Origin of the sequence: Methylobacterium oryzisoli, assembly GCF_046557895.1 — a bacterium.
GTDB classification, from domain to species: domain Bacteria; phylum Pseudomonadota; class Alphaproteobacteria; order Rhizobiales; family Beijerinckiaceae; genus Methylobacterium; species Methylobacterium oryzisoli.
This window is the reverse complement of sequence record NZ_JBKIBX010000032.1, coordinates 49,121-68,288: the sequence shown is the minus strand read 5'-3', so window position 1 is coordinate 68,288 and position 19,168 is coordinate 49,121. Positions and strand designations below refer to the sequence as shown.

Below are 19,168 nucleotides of genomic sequence, written 5' to 3'. Positions count from 1 at the left end.
CCTCTGATCGGAGGACAAGATGCACACGGTGTTCTCGACTGAAAACATTCATCAGCGAGATCGATTTGAATACTGGATGGATTTTGTACGCAGTTTCATCATTAAGAACGACGCCAATCCTGCATGCCGTGCTAGTTTCAACGCAGAAATGAAAGCTGCCGTTTGCGCTGAAATGCATATTTCGAGGACAAGAAGCTCGGCGCTATCGGTGAATCACACGGATCGTCACGCCAAAAGAATGGAAAGTGATGATGTCTTTATCTTCATGCCGATCAGCGGTCAGAAAGTGCTGGAACAGGACGGACGCCGAGCCCTGTTGGCGCCGTGCCAATTTGCGCTGATCGATCCTCTCTATCCTCACAAAGGTCAGTTTTCCGAGGCAGCCGATGTGCTTGTCGTGACCATCAAACGGCAGAAGCTCGAAAGCCGCCTCGGGAGCATCAACAATCTGACGGCCCGCATTGTCAGGCCAGCCATGGCGGAGGGCGGTCTGGCCTCGGCATATCTGAACATGCTCCCCTCTCACGCGGGCAGCTTGGACGGGGCTGCGCAGGGGATCGTTGAGGCGCATGCGCTGGACTTGATCGCCCTTTCTCTGACCAAGGCGACGGACGGATCTGTTAACCGCACCTCTCACGCCCGTTCAGTCGTCCGCATGAGGCTGCGTGCGGAAATCGAGGCACGGTTGTCCGATCTTTCGCTCGATGCCGAACTGGTCGCCAGCGCTGCCGGTGTAAGCGTGAAGTATGCCAACGCCATTCTGGCCGACGAAGACACCTCCATTCGGCGGCTTCTTCAGGAGAAGCGCTTGGCACGCTGCCGTGAGGCACTGGAGGACCCCGCACAGCGGCACCGGTCGGTGAGCGAGATTGCCTATGGCTGGGGGTTCTCGGACATGACCCATTTCGGTCGGCGGTTCAAAGCGGCCTACGGCCTTCTGCCCAGCGAATGCCGTCGCCGCGCGATGTCCGGAGCGGATTAGAGCTGCATCCGATCGAGCGACCGTCGAATGCGGCTCTCGGACACTCTGGGCAGCCTGTCATGCGCCATGCGCCGGTCCTGGATGATCACGGTGTCTCTCAGCTTGCCGTCCGAGGGCGCTCTTCGGTGCCGGGCTGGAGTGGTTCGCCGGTGACGACGGCCATGCCTACTCTATTGCGGTGCGGGCGCAACTCGGTACGGGTGCTTGATCTCGACATCCGTTCCGCTCTCGGCCGCAGAGCTGCCGCCCACGAAGATCTGGTACGGGCCCGGCTCGATGACGAGACCTCCGTCCGGATCGTGAAAACCCAGATCGCGCAGAGGAACACGGAAGACCACCGGCTGCGTCTGTCCGGCCTCCAGCTCCACGACCTGCGCTCCCCTGAGAAGGCGTGAGGGGCGGCTCCGTCGGGCCACCGGCTGGCGAAGGTAAAGTTGTGCGACGTCCCGGCCACGACGTTGCCCGGTGTTCGTCACGGCAACACGGACACTCAACTCCTGATCCAACGGTCCGCTCTCACCGTCACTCGGTGATGACACCACAGGCCTGCCGTATGCGAACTGTGTGTAGGACAGGCCATACCCGAATGGAAATTGCGGCTCGGGCGATTCGTCTGCATAGCGCAGCGTCCAGCGCAGGCCGGGTTCATGCGGCCTTCCGCCCGGCAATCGATCATAGGTCAGCGGCAACTGCCCGACGGTTCGCGGCCAGGTCACCGGCAGCCTGCCCGACGGGTTCTCGTCGCCGAACAGGATCTCGGCCACGGCGGGACCGCCCTCGGTTCCGGGAAACCAAGCCATCAGCACGCCACTCGCGTGCTCCAGCGCGGCGCCGAGTTCGAGGGGACGGCCGCCCATCAGCACGAGGATCACCGGCCGCCCCGTCCGCGCCAAGTCCGCGAGCAGCTCCTGTTGGAAGCCAGGGAGGGTCAGGTAGGCGCGGGAGGATCCCTCTCCGGACAAGGTGCGCGGCTCGCCGAGAACGGCCACGATCAGATCCGCCTCCTTCGCCATCGTGACGGCGGAGGCGAAGCCCTCCCGCGTACGGCACAGGGGATCGCAAGCCGGATGGGACATCACGGCCATCCCCGCAGCCGCCGCCCGCGTCTCCAGGCCCTTCAGGATCGTGATGGTGTCCTCCGGGCGTCCGGCTCCCTCGTGAGGCCCCAGCTGATCCCATGGCGCATCGGCCAGCGGGCCGACGACAGCGATCCGCTTCGTCCGGGCAGGATTGATCGGCAGCACTGCATCGCGGTTCTGAAGAAGAACGAGGCTCGCGCGCGCGGCGGCTCTGGCCGAAGCCCGCATCGAGGGTGTGAGGAGTTCACGCGCCGCGTCACGTGGGTCGAAGGTCGGTTGCTCGAACAAGCCGAGGGCGAACTTCATCCGCAGCACCCGCCGAACGGCCGCGTCGAGCTGTGCCATCGTCACCCGGCCGGCCCTCACCTCGTCCGGCAGGTGGCGAACGAAAAGGCCGCTCGTCATGTCCATGTCGATGCCGGCCAGGAATGCCTTTCGGGTCGCCTCTGCCCCGTCGCGAGCGACACCATGGGCGATGAGACCCTCCACCGCCTGCCAATCGGCGAGAATGACACCCGTGAAGCCAAGCTCCTTGCGCAGCAGCCCGAGAAGATCCGCGTCAGCCGAGACCGGGAGACCGTTCAGGCTCGTGAGAGCGGTCATCACCGCTTCGCTTCCGGCTTCGATCCCCGCACGAAAGGCGGGAAGATGAATGTCGCGCAGCTCGGTGGGCGCGGCCCGGGTCGCATCGTAGTCGCGACCGCCTTCGACGGTGCCGTAGCCGATGTAATGCTTCACGGTCGTTGCCAGGCGGCCGGCACGGTAGCCTTCGACTTGAGCCCGCGTGAGCTGGGCCACAAGCCAAGCATCCTCCCCTGTCCCCTCGATGACGCGGCCCCACCGCACGTCGCGCGCGACATCGGCCATGGGGCTGAATGTCCAGTTGAGCCCTACCGCGCGCGCCTCGTGAGCCTGGGCCTCGGCGACGCGGCGCATCAGGTCGGGATCGAAGCTCGCTGCGAGAGCCAAGGGAGGTGGGAAGATGGTTTTGTAGCCGTGAATGATGTCCAGCCCGATCAAGACAGGAATGCCAAGCCGCGAAGAGCGGGAAGCGGCATCGATCTCGGCAACCAGATGCTGATTGTTGAAGTTGATGACTGCGCCGACCTGACCTTGGCGGACACTCTCTGGGTCGAAGTCCGGCCCAAGTGACACCAGGTTGAGTTGCCCCACCTTCTCCTCAAGCGTCATTTGCCTGAGAAGCGTCTCGATTCTGATCTCGATCGCCTCCGCTCGCCTGGGCGCATCCGCGAACAGGAGGAGGATCATCAGAATGACGGGGCGAAGCATCGAGGCACAGACCGTCGCGAAGGAGGAATCCGAAGACGTGAGTGCCGCGCCTCCTGCCTCCGACGTGATATGGAAAGCCACGCTACGACGTCAAACCGCGGCCGCACCGAGGAAGCAGACGACGGCTGCCGCCAGCATCACCAATCCAGGCCAATTCGCCCGCACGCTGAGACCGCTGGCGCTGTCCGTCCGCTGCCGGACCTTGAAGTGCGCACCCCAGTTTGCCTTGAATGCCGTGAAGAGGACGCCGCCGAACATGAGCGCCGCGCCAGCAAAGACGAGAATCATTCTCGGTTCGATTGCGTTCAGCGTGAACATGGCGCTCTGGATTGCTCCCTAAGCTGTGCTACGCTCTTCGAGCGTGTGGGATCATGTGACGCTCACCCGAAACCGGCGATCCGATCATTGCCCGCAATCACTTCGCATTCATTGAGCCATGCCGGCGGCATGTTGCGTTGCGTGCTTGGAGCCATCTCGGCGGCCTGCTCGATGGCCTCGCCGTAGCTTTGCGGAGATCGAGCTGACCGTTCGATGAACTCGACCATCGCCATGATGGCCTCCTGTGCGGGCTTGATGTTCGACCCTATTCCTAAAGCGCAGGCGCTACAACGCCCTGGTCGGAATCGAACCCAGTTTGTGGATTGGAAAGCTGATCGGCAATTCTTTGCCAAGCTTCTTGCGTAGTCTTCGAAGACAACTCCCGGCCCCGCCGGAACGTCGATGGGCGCCTGTCGAAGGATCGCTCGTCATCCGACCGCGGACATGTCGAAGCCGCCCCTCCCCCATCGCCCTCACGGCTCTCCGCACGAAACCGGCGTGCTCTCACCGCAGCCCTTCGTGCAGCCCGAGCGCGCGCGGTCCGACTCGTCACAATGCCGGTCTGGCACCTCACCAGCGCCGCCGCCTCGTCGGTCGGGCCGTGGCAGGACATCAGCACGCTGCACCCTTCCGCCCGGAGGAGCGCGGCGTGCAGCCATCGAGCCTGATTGCGCTGCGCCGGGGCAGAGGAGCACAGTGCCGCGTCTCATGCGGAAGCGGGGGTGTGCCATGGCGCGCGTCACTTATCTGGTTGTCGAGCACGACGGAGGCTGGGCCTACAAGGTCGATGACGTGTTCTCCGAGACGTTCCCGACCCGGAACGACGCGCATGCCGCCGCGGCGCGTGCCGCCGCCGAGCAGCGGGTTCCAGATGAGGACCGGGTCATCAGCTACGAGGATCAGAACTACCGGTGGCACGAAGAGACTGTGCAAGGCGGTGATCGGCCCGAAACGGATGTGGCAGACTAGTTTGTCGTTCCAACCACGACACTTGACGCCTGCCGAAGACCGAGCGGCCGCGAGCCGGCCGAGCGTTCAGGCTTGTCGCAGCGCGGAGCCGAAGAGGGCCCGCGCGAACTCCTGATGCGACGCATGGAACCACGATGCTGGCGTTGAACATCTGACCCGCTCATCCTCACGCAGCATCTCGCAGGCTGAAGCGACCGTGCATGCACCGCATTCCGGATCAGAGGACCGGCAACTTAGGCGTGCAGTTCCTATGATCCGGGCGAGCGACGAGCATGCGGCCCGTGTCACTTGCATGATGATAGTCACTGGGCTATCCAGCGGTCATGCAGCGCACATCCTTCGGCCAGATGCCCTGTCCCGTGGCCCGCTCGCTGGAGAAGGTCGGAGAGTGGTGGAGCATCTTGATCCTCCGGGACGCCTTCTACGGGCTGACCCGCTTCGATCAGTTCCAGTCGAGTCTCGGCATTGCGCCCAATATGCTGACGCGGCGTCTCAAGGCTCTGGTTGGCGCAGGGCTGCTTGAGCGACGGCTCTACCAGCAGCGTCCACCGCGCTACGAATACATGCTCACCGCCATGGGACGCGACTTCCGCCCGGTGCTGTGGACCCTTGCGGCCTGGGGCAGCAAGCATCTCGCGCCGGAGGGCCAGAGCATCATTCTCATCGATTCCAGCTCCGGGGCAGCCATCGAGCCGATCGTGGTCGATGCCAGGACGGGCCGCCCCTTGTCCGAGGGAGTGCGCGTGGTGGCGGGACCGGCTGCGGACGACCGCATGCGTGACCGCTTCGCGCCGCGGGTCGCGATCGAGCCGTGATCGACGCGGTCTCGAACGGCTTCGGCCGCATCAACGCAAGCCTCGCCCCGATTGCTGGGCGCCAAGAGCCGTCGTGAAGGGAGAGCAGCCAGTGAACCTCATCGAACAGGTGGCGCCCGGCCTATCCGGACTCGCAACACTCCAGGCGCTGATCGATGCCGGAGGCCGGCCGCCCATCGGCGACACCCTGGAATTCTCCCTGGTCGAGGCCGGTGACGGCTGGGCCACGTTCGCGGGTGTTCCCTCGGTGCGTGCTTACAATCCGATGGGCATGGTCCATGGCGGCTACGCCGCGACACTCCTGGACTCGGCGTGCGGGTGCGCCGTCCACTCCAAGCTGGATGCTGACCAGGCCTACACGACGCTGGAGTTGAAGGTCTCCTATCTCAGACCTGTGACAGCCGACACGGGTGCGCTCAGGGCAGAGGGGCGCGCCATCACGGTCGGTCGCCGCGCTGCGTTCGCGGAAGCGACGCTCAAGGATGCCGGGCAGCGCATCTACGCGACGGCGACTTCGACGCTGCTGGTGATGGCCCGGCCGCGGACGAGATGACGATGCGCCCCGGCGGCGCGCATCGGCTTTTCCGCAGTCACGACGCGGCAAAGGCCGCCTCTGACGGTCCCGTGAGAATCCGCTCGGCGCGCCGTCGCTGCTGACAGCACGGTGGCAGCAGCACGTCGCTATCGAAGGATCCTCGCCAATCCCGAGCCGGGAAGCAGGATCCATGATCGACCCCCTTTCTCACGTGAACTGGTTCGCCGTCATGCTCGCCAGCACCGCCCACTTCCTCCTCGGGGGCATCTGGTTCGCAGGGCTGGTCGGCGAGCGTTACGCCGCCGCCCTCGGCATCGCCGATCGACCGCGGCAGAAGCTCGGACCGGTGTTCTTCGTCGGTCCCTTCGTGTGCGGCGCGCTCACCATCGCGACCACTGCGATCCTCATCCACGCGCTCGGCATCACGACCTACGGCGATGGTCTCGCGCTGGGCGCACTCGTCGGGCTCGGCTATCTCGTCCCCATGACGGTCAACATCGCGATCAACCCGCTCTTCCCGCGGCCGTTCTACTACGCACTCCTCAACGCCCCCTTCTTCATCCTCGCCAGTTTGCTGTCGTGCACGATCTTGGTGGCGCTGTCATAACGCGGCCCGACATCGGATCCGAGCCATGCGCCGCGCCGACCGCCTGTTCGAGATCATCCAGGTGCTGCGCCGCGCCTCCGGTCCGCTCACTGCCGATCGGATTGCCGCCGAACTGGAGACGAGCAAGCGCACGATCTACCGCGACATCAGCGCTCTCGTGGCGCAACGCGTGCCGATCCGCGGAGAGGCAGGCTTGGGCTACGTCTTGGAGCGCGGCTTCGATATGCCGCCGTTGATGCTCTCCGTGGACGAGGTGGAAGCGGTGGCGCTCGGCGCGCAGTGGGTGGTCGCCCACGCTGACGCGACGCTGGCTCGCGCAGCGCTCAACGTGCTCGCCAAGATCGCCGCGACCGTGCCCGAGGACCTGCGTCCAATCATCGACGATCCCGCGCTCGGAACGCCGCCCCCACGTGAGCGCGACGACGACCATGTCGATGCTGCACGCCTCAGGAAGTGGTGCCGCGAGGGGCGGAAACTCGCCATCAGCTACGTCGACGCGACCGGTGCATCCAGCGAGCGCGTGATCCGCCCGTTCATGCTCGGCTACGTTGCGACCGTCCGCGTCGTCATGGCGTGGTGCGAGCTGCGGCAGGATTTCCGGGCATTCCGCACTGATCGTCTGACAGCGGTGGCATTCCTGGACGAGCGCTACCCGGAGCGCTCCGTCGCCCTGCGCCGCCGCTGGCTCGCGACGATGCGCGAGCGACACGACATCCTTCCCTCCTCTGCGTGATGGCACTGCCGACAGGGAAAGCACCCCGCGATCGGTCGTCAGCAGAGGGTGGTTCTCGGCACCCCGCGGAGACGCGCCCACGGTGCAGAACCGCGCCACGTCCGGACCTTTGCTCACGGTCGCCGGAATGGCTGCCACGCGAGCCGCCTGCGGCCGATCCGGAGGAGCGGACCGGCCGCCGTGGCGGCTCCTGATCACACCGGGCGGGCGCGGCCCGTGCCGCAACGGGCGGCGGTGTCTCGCTCGATCACCCGTGTTCAATCTCGCCTCTGCGCAACGCTCGCCGAGCAAATGCTCTCCCACCGGGCCACCTAGGTTAATGAACACCAGCCGGGACCAGGCATGTTTAAATATCTTGCGATCCTTCAGGGTAGTGGCCTGGACCATGCGAGGCGAAACTGCTTATATTGACCGGGAGATTCGATGTTGCGCACATAGGTATGTCCGGATTCACTCCGATCTCCACCTGAAAGAGGAGGGCGTGCGTGGCCATCAACCTGGCGGAATGGCTTGGGCGTCTCGCGCCAAGCCGGCGTGTTCTCGGCACCAATGCGGCGGATGCTCTGACCGCGCAGGCTGAAGGCAATGTCCTGGACGGCTTGCGAGCCGACGACACGCTGGAGAGCGGCTACAACCGCACGGGGCTTCTGGGCGGCAGCGGCGCCGACACGCTCTCGGTCGATGCGACGGCAGGGCCTGACTCTGACGGCGGAACGCGGCTGGTGGTGGCGTCGGGGGGTGCCGGTGCTGACACCCTGACGGGCCGGCTCGGATCGGCCGGCAACAATGTCGTCGCCGACGTGGTGCTGACCGGAGACGATGGCAGCGACACCATCGCGGCCGAGGCCTACCTCTTCGACTTCACCCTTGGTGCCGTCCTCACCACCCGCACGGACGGAGGGCGCGGGGACGACATCATCACCGCGGTGGCAAGCACGAGTAACGCCCTCTCCGATGACCAAGCCATCAACATCGCAGATGGGGGTGAGGGTAACGACCGCATCTCCGCGCGGGCCGGCACAGGGTTCTTCTCCGTCGGCTCGCTGGCCATGAACCTGCTCGATGGCGGCGATGGTGATGATGTCATTCAGGCGAGCGTAGGGACGAACGGCAATGGTTTCGGTACTGCGGTCAATATTGTTCATGGGGGGCGCGGCAACGACTCTGTCTTGAGCGGCACGTCGACGGGATCGAACTCCTCCTCGGCGACGGCCCGCAACGAGCTGTCGGGCGATGACGGTGACGACGTTCTCGTGGCGGTCAACGACAGCTCCGGTGAGAGCATGGCGACGGGCGCCGACACGACGGTCGACGGCGGTCGCGGTGACGATACGATCGACGCCCGCAGCAATGCCCTGGCGGTCGCCGTCAGCCGTGTGACGCATGCGCTGACCGGGGACCAAGGCGACGATGTCATCACCTCGAACCTGGCGGCGGTCGGCGGGGCCGGCATCGTTGATGCTCAAGCCGACCTGTCGGGCGGGACAGGTGATGACTCTCTCACCGCCACGCTCGATGCCTCGTTCCAGTTCAGCGAGTCCGTCCTGGCCAACCGCCTCGATGGCGGTGCGGGTCGTGATCAGCTCACAGCCGTGCTCACGGCAACGTTCACGGACTGGACGACCGGTCTCACGGCCTCGAACCACCTCGCCGGCGGAGCAGGTGACGATGTTCTCGATGCGACGCTCGCCGTCAGCATCCGGGACGAGTTCGAGACGCGCGAGCTTGTCTACGGCGTCAGTGAGAACAGGCTCGACGGCGGCGTGGGTGACGACACGCTGACCGCGCGGGTCTCGACCGAGACGCTGTCCACGACCACCTCGGCGACCGCGTCGAGCGTCCTTGAGGGAGGAGCCGGCAACGATCGGCTGACCGTGTTCGGCGGGAGTGGAAACATCCTCGACGGCGGAGAGGGCCGGGACACCCTGCAGGGCGGCTCCGGCGACGATCAGCTCATCGGCGGTCGCGGGACGGACACGGTGGTCTTCGGCGGTGCGCGTGCCGATTACGGCATTGCGCGGGAGGCGGATGGCTGGCTGGTCGTCACGGATCTGAGGCTCGGGTCCCCGGACGGTGTGGACCGCTTGTTCGCAGTCGAGACCTTGGCATTCGCTGACGGCTTGGTCGCGACGGATCGCTCATTGGGCGTCTGATGCACCTCGGCGGGACCGCGATGCCAAGGCCGGCCGCCCGATCGTCTGCGGATGCGGGCCGTCCCATCGGACGGGAGCCGGGGGCGGCTCGGCTGCGGCAACGACGATGCGCTGTCCCTCCTTCCGGGAGATGCATCCAACGCACCGCGCGCGCGGTTCATCTCGTGACAGGCCTTTCCGTTCGTGGCCGGCGCATCTCCCGAACCGTGAGGACGATTCCGATGGCCCGCTTCCCTCTCCCAGGCCCGCTCGGCTTCGGCGGCGCGCCGCTCGGCAACATGTTCGGCGTCGTCGACGAGGATACGGCCGAAGCCGCGCTCGCCGCCGCATGGGACACGGGCGTGCGCTACTTCGACACCGCACCGCATTACGGCAGCGGGCTGTCCGAGCATCGCTTCGGCACGGTGCTGCGCCGTTGTCCCCGTGAGGCGTTCGTCCTCTCGACCAAGGTCGGCCGCCTGCTCCGGCCCGACCGCACCCGCCCGGAGAACCCGCCTTTCGTGGAGGGCCTGCCGTTTCGAGTCGAGGTGGACTACTCCCACGACGCCGCCATGCGCTCGATCGAGGACAGCTTCCAGCGGCTCGGCCTGGCACAGATCGACATCGCCTTCGTGCATGACCTCGCGCCCGACCACCTCGGCGACGCGTGGGAGGCGCAGTTCGAAGTCGCCCGGACGGGCGTGTTCCGGGCGCTGACGGCGCTGCGGGAGCAGGGCGTGATCAAGGGCTGGGGCCTCGGCGTCAACCGGACCGAGCCCTGCATCCGCGCGCTCGAACAGGCCGACCCCGACGTCTTCCTTCTCGCGGGCCGCTACAGCCTGCTCAACCAGCCCGCCCTCGAGCGGCTGTTTCCGATGTGCGAGGAGCGCGGCGTGCGCGTGGTGGTGGGCGGACCCTACAATTCCGGTCTGCTCGCGGGAGGCCGCACCTTCGAGTACCAGGATGCCCCGCCGGAGATGGTCGCCAAGCGCGATCGCATCGCGGCCGTCTGCGCGGTCCACGGCGCCGACATCCGCGCTGCCGCCCTGCAGTTCTGCGCCGCTCATCCGGTGGTCGCGGCGATCATCCCCGGCGCGAAGGGACCCGAGAAGGTGAAGGAGAATGCTCGCCTGATGACCTCGACCGTGCCCTCCGCGCTCTGGGACGACCTGCGGAAGGAGGGGTTGATCCCGGCCGGCGCTCCCACGCCGAGCTGACACCGTTCGCGGCGGGATCGGCACACCTCGCCGAGGCCACCTTCACGGGCGGGAGCGTGAGTCGGACGATTCCAGTGCCGGTGCGACGGGGCCGATCGCACGGGAATCCTGTGACGTCCGGCGACCTCGGCGGACCTTGGAACGCGCGGAGGATGCCGCCGTTGCCCCAATCGCGAGAGAGGGTGGGCATCCGGCCGCCGAGGCGGCACGCGACGCCGACCCGAGACGGGACGTGAAGGATAGCGCGATGGTCGACAGGGACAGGATCACGGGCGCCGCGCGCGAGCTCGGCGGCAAGGTGCAGGGCGGGGTCGGCGACCTCGCAGGCTCGACCCGCGACTCGGTCGAGGGCAGGCTCCGCGAGGCGCAGGGCACCGCCGAGAACCTCTACGGCCAGGCCAAGGATGCCGTTCGGCATGCGGCCGACGAGATCTCGGACCAGGCCGCGGAGGCCTACGACCGGGGCCGCCACTACGCGCGGGAGGGCCACCAGACGTCCGTCGAGTGGCCCCATGCCTCCCTGCTCGTCGCCGGGCTCGTGGGCTTCGGCCTGGGCCTCCTCGTCAGCAAGCTCTGAACCGTCGTCGCGTCGGGCGTCGAGCCGCGGCGGAACAAGGGGCACGGTCTGGGACCCGTCCTACGCGACGGGCTTGCCGGTGAGGCCGCGCGGCCCCGTCAGGGTGAGCAGGATGCTGGCCGAGAGCGCGGCCGTGATCGCCGCGAACATCGCGCGCGCGCCGTGATCCGTGAGGAGCGGCAGCAGGAGGATCGGCACCAGGGACGCGGCGATCCGGCCCGCCGCCCAGGCGATCGTCAGGGCGGAGGCGCGCAGCGGTGTCGGCAGCAGTTCCGTGCAGTAGAGGGTCAGGATGCCGGCATAGATCGCGGCGGCCGTGTTGAAGGCGATGCCCGCCAGCATCAGAGCCGTGAAGTCCACGCTCTCCGCGAACAGCGTCCCCATGGCGATCATCGTCGAGGCGGTCGCGACGAGGCAGGTCCGCCGCCCGAACCGGTCGACGACGAGGGCCGCCGCGACGGTGCCCAGGGACGGTCCGACCATGGAGAGCGCGGCGAAGAGCAGCGATTGATCGACCTTGAAGCCCTTCTGGATCAGGACGGCCGCGCTCAGCAGCGGGAAGCCGATCGTCGCGAAGGGACCCAGGGCGAACAGGGCGAAGAACAGGGCCGTCCGCCGCGCGGATCGCCGGTCGGCGGCCAGGGCGCGCCAGCCGGTCCGCGTCGGTTCGGCGGGATCCGGTCCGAGGGCCGCGGCCGGCGGCGAGGGGACGCCTGCCGCGCGCTCGAAGCGCCGGGCCACGCTGTCGGCCTGCCGGCCGCGGCCGAACGACGCCAGCCAGCGCGGCGATTCGGGCAGCCGGGCGAACAGCAGCGCGGCGAGGACGGCGATGACGCCCCCGGCGGCGAGCGCGATGCGCCACGCCTCGACGCCGGGCGGCAGGACGGGCGTCAGGCCGCGGATGAGCAGGATGACGGCGGGAGCGCCCAGGAAGCCGAGACCCGTCGAGATGAACATCATCGTGCCGCGCCGGGCGGGCGGCAGCACGTCGGAGAGGTAGCTCGCCGCGAGCGGCGGGTAGCCGCCGATCGCGAAACCGGTGATGCAGCGGGCGATCGTCAGGGTGGTCAGGTCGGGGCTCGCCGCCGCCGCGAGCGACCCCAGGGCCATGACCGTGAGCGACGCCTGCAGGGCGCGCCGGCGCCCGAACCGGTCGCCGAGGAGACCGAACAGCGGCGCGCCGACCGCGCCTCCGATGAAGACCGAGGCGAGAAACAGCGCGAGATCGCCGCGCGGAATGCCGTAGGGTGGCGCGATGAAGATCGCGGCCAGCGCGTTGCTCAAGGCGACCTCGGCGATGTCGGCGAACAGGCCGAGCGTGCACAGGGCCGTCATCGCGAGGTGCAGGCGCGTGACGGGCAGGCGGTCCAGGCGGTCGGAGATCGAGGGCGCGCGATCGGCCTCCCGCATCGGCCAGGCGGCACGATCCAGGGCCGGGCGCCGACCGGTGGCCTCTCCGTCGCGGGACATGGTGACGGCCGTCCTTCACCTAGGGGAAGGCGCATCCCTGCCACGAGTCCGCTCGCCTGAGAAGCCACGAAGCGGCGTCGCCGTCGCGTCGGAACGGTCTCAGCCCCCGGCCCTGCGCGTCCGTGGCCGTTCGGTCCGGCCGGGCGCCGGTTCCCGCGCCGCGGCCGCGGCCGGAACCGCGGCGCCGAAGAGAATCGCTTCGACGATCTGCCGATAGCGCGCCGCGTAGTCCTCCGTCGCGATCGGCGGAAGCGTCTGGTTCACGCCCCGCGCGGCATCGGTCAGGAGCTGGGCCAATTCCGCGGGCGTCCGGCCGGGCTGGAGCGCCATCAGGCCATCGGCGGCAAGCTCGCGGATGAGCTCTTCGAGTTCCGCATGGAAGGCGATCGCGCTCTCGATCATGATGTCGCGGCAGCGGCGAAAGGCCTCCGCGTTCAGATCGAAGATGTGCGGCGAGCCGTTCAGCCTCCGGCGCGTGTCGCCGTAGCGGGTGTCGAGCGTGGTCGCCAGGACGTCGAGGGCGCTGCCGCCCGCGCGCCGGGCCGCCTGTCCCGCTTCGAGGCCGGCCGTGACCGCGACCGCGTTGAAATGCCGGATCACCGCCCGGTACGCCGATTCCTTGCTGTTGAAGTAATGGTAGAGCGCTCGCCGCGTAAATTTGCAGTCATCGGCGAGCTGCACCATCGTCAAATTCTCGTAGCCATGCGTGAGGAATGCTTCCCGAACGCGCAGCATGAGGTCGTGGCTTGGCTCGATCATCTTGTCTGGCATGACGCAACGGGCATCAGCGCATGGAAAATCCTGGCGGGGCCGCGTCGGGAGAGGGGGTGACGCGGCCATCTGTCCGAACTGAAAGAAGTTCGCCACGGTTGCGGTTCCCTGAATCGGTTGAACGCGCTTGCTGGAGATGGGGCCGAAAGCCCCGTCCTCGAACCTGAATCGCGACGCCGCCATGGCCGGCCGGGCCGCGGATCGACATCGGCGCTCCGGGAGCACGCGACGGTCGGCCCATGAGACCGGTGACCTAACGTTTCCAAGTATTGCACATAAAGTCTTTTTGTGAGAAACAGCGACGCTGATCGGAGTCGGAATGGCCGCTCCGGCGGAGAGCGGTCGGGCGGGCCCTGCGACCTGCGCGGAATGCGACGGATTGGACGTTGGCCATGAGCGCTCGACTCGGTTCGGGATGGTGCCGTGCGGCGACCGCGGCTCTGATCGGGTTCGTGCTGCCTGCGGCGACCGCCCGGGCGCAGACCGCCTCGCAGATCACGCCGCCCTCGTTCAGCCCGAAGGTTCAGTTGTTCGGCGGCGGGCTCTCGATCCCGGACGGCGCGGGGCTGCAGGCACCGGCGGGCGCCGAGACGCTCTCGGTGCGGGTGCGGACGGTCCGGGTCGAGGGCGCCGCCGGCGGCCTGGCGGCGGACACGGCCGCCCTCGTCGCCCGGCTGTCGAACCGGATCGTCACGGCCGCCGAGATCTTCGCGGCGGCCCGCGCCCTGGAGCAGGCCTACGGGGCGGCCGGCTACGCGCTGGTGCGCGTGGTGCTGCCGGCCCAGAGGCTCGTCGACGGAGGCGACCTGCGCATCGTCGTGGTCGACGGCTATCTCGATCGGGTCGACACGAGCGCGCTCCCGCCCGAGATCCGGGGGCGCATCGCGGCGGTGCTCGGCGATCTCGTCGGCCTGCGCGGCGTGTCGCTGCGTCTCATCGAGCGTCGCCTCCTGCTCGCCGGCGACACGGCCGGCACCGTGCTCCGGTCGACCCTCGCGCCGGGCTCGGACCCGGGGGCGAGCGTGCTGCTGGTCGAGGCGCGCTACAAGCCGGTGACCGGCTCGGTCTCGGTCGACAACACGCTCGCGGCGACGCTCGGGACCTACACGACGAGCGTCGGCCTCGATCTCAACTCGCCGACGGGGAACGGCGAGCTTCTGTACCTGCGCGCCTCCGGGGCGCCCTACAGCGGCGGGCGCTTCGGCTTCCTGACGCAGGAGCCGCGCAACCGCGCGCTCGCGGCCGGCCTGATCCTGCCGCTCGGCCTCGACGGCCTGACGCTGACCCTCGAAGCGACGGATGCCCGCACCACGCCGCGGGCGGCGCCCGGAACGCTGGGCATCGCCTCGGATTTCTCGCGCACTTCGGCCCGGCTGCGCTATCCGCTGGTCCGCTCGCGGGACTTCACGCTCAACGCGGAGGCCGCCTTCGACGCGCAGGAGGAGCGGGTCACCGCGATCAGCCCCGTCACCGCGCCGCTCTCGCTCGACCGCCTGCGGATCGCGCGCGCGGGCGGGGATTTCTCCTGGTTCGCGCCGAGCGTCGGGACGTTCGGCCAGGGCCTTCTCACCGGCCGCCTCCTCGGCTCGTTCGGGATCGACGGCCTCGGCGCGCGCGAGCCGCCCCCGCCGGGCTCGCAGGCCGAGCCGCTCTCGCGCCAGGGCGCCCGGCCCGCGTTCCAGAAGCTGGAGGCGACGCTCGCCTTCACGCAGCCGCTGGCCGAGCACCTGACCCTCGACGTGAGGGCGCGCGGCCAGACCTCGTTCAATCAGGCGCTCGCCCGTTCCGAACAGATCGGGCTGGCCTCGTTGAGCGCCTTGTCCGCGTTCGATGCCGGCCTGTTCCAGGGCGACGAGGGCTACGTGGTGCGGGCCGAGCTGCAGGCGCCCTTCGTCGTGCCGTTCACCCTGCCCTTCGCGCTGCCCTCGATCCCGGCGCAGCTCGGCACCGGCCTGCCGGCCGGCGACACCACGCCGGCGGCGCTCGTGCTCGCCCCTTACGGTTTCTCCGCCTTCGGCCTGACGCGCCTGCAGCGCCCCACCGCCCTCGAACGGGCGATGGTGCGCGGCCTGGCCTACGCGATCACGCAGGGGAGCCTGGCCGCCACACCCAACTACGCGGTCACCTACCAGGGTGCGGACCTCACGGTGACGGCGCGCCCGGTCACCATCACGGCGGACGCCTTGAGCCGCCTCTACGGCGCGGTCAACCCGGCGCTCACCTACACGGTCGGCGGGCGCGGCCTCGTCAACGGCGATACGCTCTCCGGCCGCCTCGCCACCACGGCCGACGGGACCAGCCCGGCCGGGACGTATCCGATCACGCAAGGCTCGCTCGCGGCCTCGGCCAACTACGCGCTGACCTACGGCGGCGCCCTGCTGACCGTCACCGGAGCCCCCGCCGCGCCCGGCGGCCCGGCGCTCGACGCGTCCACGCTCGCCAGCACCGTGGAGCGGAACCTCGACGAGACCGGGGTGCTGCGCGGAGCCGGCACCGGCGCTCCGGTCCCGGTCGCCGGCAGCGAGGGCGGTTTCACCGGCCTCACCGATCCGCGCTTCATGGGGATCGTCGTCTGCGTGGGCGGCAGAACCGGAGGCTGCTTCCTCGTCCCGATCCCCGCCGCCCCGCGCCTCCAGGCGGCGCGCTGAGGCACCCCGATCCCGCACCGGGGTCGCGGCCCCTGCCCTACCCCCTCCTGACCGCCGAGACCGCCATGACCGGCCTGCCCCTGTTCTATCGATCCGTTGTGCCGCTCGATCGGGAGCGGCATCGCGGCCTCGCCCTCGCCCAGCCGCAGCTCTTCGACTTCGCGCGCGCGAGCCACCTCGTGCCGGCGGTGATCGACGAGTTCGGCCCGGCCTGCCGGCACCTGCCGATCCTGTTCCTGCCCGAGAGCCTCGGGCCGACGCCGGTCTTCCTCGTGGGCTTGCGGCCCGGGCGCTCGGCCCTCGTCGACGCGCACGGGGCCTGGTCCGGGCGCTACCTGCCGGCCTACCTGCGCCGCTATCCCTTCATCGTCGGCGAGGTCGAGGGGGCGGAGCCGCTGATCTGCTTCGATGAGACCGCGCCGATCCTCTCGCTGGGGGCGGAGGGCGACGGGCCGCCGCACGCGGCCCCGCTGTTCGGCGAGGACGGGGCGGACAGCCCGCTGCTGGCCGAGCGAGTCAGGCTGGTGGTCGATTACGCTGCGGCCGCCAAGCGCACGGCGGCGTTCGGGCGCGTCCTGCAGGACCTCGCGCTGCTGCGCCCGCTCACGGTCGAGGGACAGGATCCCGCGGACGGCGCGCGCCATACCCTGCACGGCGTGCTCGGCGTGGACGAGGCCGCCCTGGCCGCGCTGGCGGCGTCGGACGGCGACCGGCTGCGCCGGGAGGGCTGGCTCGGACCGATCCATGCCCATCTCGTCAGCCTGCAGGCGATCGGCGACTTCACGCTGCCCTTCGCCGCTCCGCCCGCCGCGGCCCATGGCGCCCAAGCTCCCGGAGCGCTCGCCTGATGCCCCGCTTCGCCCGTGCCCTCCGGTGCGCCCCCGGGCCGGCCGGCCGCGTCGTGGCAGCCGTCTCGGCCGCCGTTCTGGCCGCCGCCGTGGCGCTCCCGGCCTGCCTCGCGCAGGCGCATGCGCAGGCGGCCAAGCCGGCCGCCAAGCCCGACACGAGCCCCTCCCCTGCTCCCGTGCCGGCCGAGCCGGGCCTGACCACGGCGAGCTTCGGCGACTGGCTGCTGCGCTGCCAGCGCACGGGCGAGGGCGAGAAAGCCGAGCGCGTGTGCGAGGTCGCCCAATCCCTGCACGTGCAGGGGCAGCCTGCGCCGATCGCCCAGATCGCCATCGGCCGGATCGGCCCCGCGCCGCTGCGGGTCACGGCCGTCCTGCCCGTGACGGTCTCGTTCCCGAGTGCCGTCCAGGTTCTCGCCGGCGAGAAGGAGGCCGCCCCCTTCGACCTCGCGTGGCGACGCTGCCAGCAGGGAGGCTGCCTCGCCGATGCGGCTTTGAGCGAGGACGTGCTCAAGCGCTGGCGCGGCAGCGCCGAGCCGGGGCGGATCCGGTTCAAGGACGCCGCCGGCCGGGAGATCGCGCTCCCGTTGTCGATGCGCGGCCTCGGCCCTGCCCTGGACGCCCTGGCGAAGGAGACCCGCTGAAGCGGCCCATCATCATCGCGTGATCTCAACGACAGTGTTCGCGGTTCCATTCCGACCGGCGTGCCATCCCCATCTCACCGCTGGAAGAAGCCGCCGAGAACCCAGAACGCCAAGGTCATCGCGGGCGTTCGAAAACCCTCACCGCGCCGGTCACGGAGGCGACAGGCGACGGTGAGTTCGAGCACCGGCGATCCATCGAACGGATGGGATCAGGGATCCCGGCGATAGAAGAGCACGCGGCCGCCGGGGACGAGCTGTTCGACGAGATCGAGGTCGACGATGTTGCGCGACAGGAGACAGAAGCCTCTGTCCAAGGCATGGAGGTACAACACGGCGTCGTTGAGAAGCGGCTGGCGATCGGTCTTCGCTGTTCCACGCAGACGGGCAAGGATGCCCGTGACGATCCCCGCCTCGGCCAGAACGCGACCACTCGGTGCGCTCAGGCGATGGGGTGGGATGGCCTGGATGGCGGCCCTGATCGCGGCGGACACGGCCGCCGTTTCCGGATGCGCCGGGTCGAGGCGACCGAGGGGATGTGCCAGCTCGGCCAGTGCGATCGCCGAGTGATTGACCTCGCGGGAGATCAGCAGTCCCTCCACGACGGCAGGAAGGCGGTCCTGCAGGGCGTCGATGTACACGGAGGTGTCGAGCAGCAGCGCCGGACCTGCCGCGGGCGCAGACCCGACGAAGCTCAGCTCGTCGTCGTGCCTCCGGTCGAGCCGCGCGACGCGCTTCTCCGGCTTCAGCCGGCGCAGCGCCCCGGCGAGATCAAAACTCAAGGTCGACGTCTTTGGCCACCGACCCCTTCAGCGCGAGGAGCCGTTCCGTGAAGTCGTCCTCCAAGGCGACTTTCGCGAGCGCATATTCGAGCAGGTCGTTGCCGTCGAGGCCGGAGCGCTCCGCAGCTGCGGCAAACAACTGGTCGTGCGCCCGCCCCGAGATGCGCTTGCCCTTTCGGCCGGACAGCAATCCGGCAGCGGCCACCGTGTCGAGCGTCGCCGCGACCCGTTGTGCCACGATCTCGCGCGAGCCCGGCCGTGCCTCACGTTTCGGCTCGCCTTCACGCATGGCCATCGCCTCCGACACGCCCTTCGGGGATGCATGACAAATGGAGGATAATGTCATGCATCGCAAGGCCGCGAGGAAGCTCGGCTGCTTCTGGAAAGAGGGAAACCTCCGATCGAGCCCTTTGCGGTGGGTGTTTTCGAACGAGGCTCAAGGAGCGTTTCCAGTGCGGTGATCCTGACTCCGTAGGCGGCGTATCGGCGAAGCGCCCATCGTCCATGGGTTGATCTCCGCGTGTCAGCTTTCCGCGGCCGGGTGAGGCGCGGCCATCGAGGCGGCCCCGATCGAAGGTCCGGACGTGGCGCATCTCTGCCGTCTCCAAGTGCAGCCGCACGCGGCAAGCGATCGCCCCTTCCAGCATCCGAACCTTCATGGACTGCCCTGCCCGGCCCGCTCACCACCTGCCCGCAAGATGCACGCGTCCGCCCTCATCCCGCATGGTAGGCTTCAAGGGGCGCACGAGACGCCACT

Annotated in this window: 19 protein-coding genes; 12 read left to right on the top strand and 7 right to left on the bottom strand. The window is 68.7% G+C overall.

The features are described from left to right. Positions 1-19 precede the first annotated feature (19 nt). Positions 20-982 carry an AraC-like ligand-binding domain-containing protein gene (locus ACKUB9_RS24580; RefSeq protein ID WP_407527990.1) on the top strand — a complete coding sequence of 321 codons (963 nt, stop codon included), beginning with the start codon at positions 20-22 and terminating at the stop codon, positions 980-982. Positions 983-1,152: 170 nt separating this feature from the next. Here ACKUB9_RS24580 and ACKUB9_RS24575 read toward each other — a convergent pair whose 3' ends face one another. The 3 genes from ACKUB9_RS24575 to ACKUB9_RS24565 all read right to left on the bottom strand — a co-directional run bounded on the left by ACKUB9_RS24575 (position 1,153) and on the right by ACKUB9_RS24565 (position 3,902). After that, positions 1,153-3,330: a glycoside hydrolase family 3 N-terminal domain-containing protein gene (locus tag ACKUB9_RS24575; protein ID WP_407527987.1), complete on the bottom strand. Its 2,178-nt coding sequence runs from the start codon at positions 3,328-3,330 to the stop codon at positions 1,153-1,155. Positions 3,331-3,441: 111 nt separating this feature from the next. Beyond that, positions 3,442-3,669 carry a hypothetical protein gene (locus ACKUB9_RS24570; RefSeq protein WP_407527984.1) on the bottom strand — a complete coding sequence of 76 codons (228 nt, stop codon included), beginning with the start codon at positions 3,667-3,669 and terminating at the stop codon, positions 3,442-3,444. A gap of 62 nt (positions 3,670-3,731) precedes the next feature. Next, positions 3,732-3,902, bottom strand: a complete 171-nt coding sequence (locus ACKUB9_RS24565) for a dodecin domain-containing protein (RefSeq protein ID WP_407527981.1) — start codon at positions 3,900-3,902, stop codon at positions 3,732-3,734. 496 nt (positions 3,903-4,398) lie between these two features. Between ACKUB9_RS24565 and ACKUB9_RS24560 the strand changes: the two genes are divergently transcribed. The 8 genes from ACKUB9_RS24560 (at position 4,399) to ACKUB9_RS24525 (ending at position 11,254) form a co-directional block, all read left to right on the top strand. Further along, positions 4,399-4,638, top strand: a complete 240-nt coding sequence (locus ACKUB9_RS24560; protein WP_407527978.1) for a DUF2188 domain-containing protein — start codon at positions 4,399-4,401, stop codon at positions 4,636-4,638. A 323-nt stretch (positions 4,639-4,961) separates the two neighbouring features. Then, positions 4,962-5,453, top strand: a complete 492-nt coding sequence (locus tag ACKUB9_RS24555) for a winged helix-turn-helix transcriptional regulator (RefSeq protein WP_407527976.1) — start codon at positions 4,962-4,964, stop codon at positions 5,451-5,453. A gap of 91 nt (positions 5,454-5,544) precedes the next feature. Then, on the top strand, positions 5,545-6,006 hold the full coding sequence (locus ACKUB9_RS24550; protein ID WP_407527973.1) for a PaaI family thioesterase: 462 nt from the start codon (positions 5,545-5,547) through the stop codon (positions 6,004-6,006). A 172-nt stretch (positions 6,007-6,178) separates the two neighbouring features. Then, positions 6,179-6,595, top strand: a complete 417-nt coding sequence (locus ACKUB9_RS24545) for a DUF1761 domain-containing protein (RefSeq protein ID WP_407527971.1) — start codon at positions 6,179-6,181, stop codon at positions 6,593-6,595. A gap of 25 nt (positions 6,596-6,620) precedes the next feature. Further along, positions 6,621-7,328, top strand: coding sequence for a helix-turn-helix transcriptional regulator (locus tag ACKUB9_RS24540; RefSeq protein ID WP_407527969.1), 708 nt, complete (start codon positions 6,621-6,623; stop codon positions 7,326-7,328). 485 nt (positions 7,329-7,813) lie between these two features. Continuing rightward, positions 7,814-9,481, top strand: a complete 1,668-nt coding sequence (locus tag ACKUB9_RS24535) for a hypothetical protein (protein ID WP_407527966.1) — start codon at positions 7,814-7,816, stop codon at positions 9,479-9,481. Positions 9,482-9,702: 221 nt separating this feature from the next. Beyond that, positions 9,703-10,677, top strand: coding sequence for an aldo/keto reductase (locus tag ACKUB9_RS24530; RefSeq protein WP_407527963.1), 975 nt, complete (start codon positions 9,703-9,705; stop codon positions 10,675-10,677). Positions 10,678-10,924: 247 nt separating this feature from the next. Then, entirely contained in the window at positions 10,925-11,254 is a 330-nt protein-coding gene (locus ACKUB9_RS24525) for a CsbD family protein (protein WP_407527960.1), read from the top strand. A gap of 60 nt (positions 11,255-11,314) precedes the next feature. Here the strand turns inward: ACKUB9_RS24525 and ACKUB9_RS24520 are convergent, their stop codons facing one another. Both ACKUB9_RS24520 and ACKUB9_RS24515 read right to left on the bottom strand, forming a co-directional pair. Continuing rightward, positions 11,315-12,724: an MFS transporter gene (locus ACKUB9_RS24520; protein WP_407527957.1), complete on the bottom strand. Its 1,410-nt coding sequence runs from the start codon at positions 12,722-12,724 to the stop codon at positions 11,315-11,317. A 99-nt stretch (positions 12,725-12,823) separates the two neighbouring features. Further along, positions 12,824-13,591: a TetR/AcrR family transcriptional regulator gene (locus tag ACKUB9_RS24515; RefSeq protein ID WP_407527955.1), complete on the bottom strand. Its 768-nt coding sequence runs from the start codon at positions 13,589-13,591 to the stop codon at positions 12,824-12,826. A gap of 296 nt (positions 13,592-13,887) precedes the next feature. Between ACKUB9_RS24515 and ACKUB9_RS24510 the strand changes: the two genes are divergently transcribed. The 3 genes from ACKUB9_RS24510 (at position 13,888) to ACKUB9_RS24500 (ending at position 17,632) form a co-directional block, all read left to right on the top strand. Further along, the gene (locus ACKUB9_RS24510; protein ID WP_407527952.1) at positions 13,888-16,143 is read left to right on the top strand and encodes an MBG domain-containing protein; all 2,256 of its coding nucleotides are present in this window, start codon (positions 13,888-13,890) and stop codon (positions 16,141-16,143) included. A gap of 65 nt (positions 16,144-16,208) precedes the next feature. Further along, positions 16,209-16,991 (top strand): SapC family protein, encoded by a 783-nt coding sequence (locus ACKUB9_RS24505; RefSeq protein ID WP_407527950.1) that lies wholly within the window; start codon positions 16,209-16,211, stop codon positions 16,989-16,991. Further along, positions 16,991-17,632 (top strand): invasion associated locus B family protein, encoded by a 642-nt coding sequence (locus ACKUB9_RS24500; RefSeq protein WP_407527947.1) that lies wholly within the window; start codon positions 16,991-16,993, stop codon positions 17,630-17,632. The genes ACKUB9_RS24505 and ACKUB9_RS24500 overlap by 1 nt, the downstream gene beginning before the upstream one ends. 209 nt (positions 17,633-17,841) lie before the next feature. Here the strand turns inward: ACKUB9_RS24500 and ACKUB9_RS24495 are convergent, their stop codons facing one another. Next, positions 17,842-18,411 (bottom strand): type II toxin-antitoxin system VapC family toxin, encoded by a 570-nt coding sequence (locus ACKUB9_RS24495; RefSeq protein WP_407527944.1) that lies wholly within the window; start codon positions 18,409-18,411, stop codon positions 17,842-17,844. Next, positions 18,401-18,700: a hypothetical protein gene (locus tag ACKUB9_RS24490; RefSeq protein ID WP_407527941.1), complete on the bottom strand. Its 300-nt coding sequence runs from the start codon at positions 18,698-18,700 to the stop codon at positions 18,401-18,403. The genes ACKUB9_RS24495 and ACKUB9_RS24490 overlap by 11 nt, the downstream gene beginning before the upstream one ends. Positions 18,701-19,168: the final 468 nt, after the last annotated feature.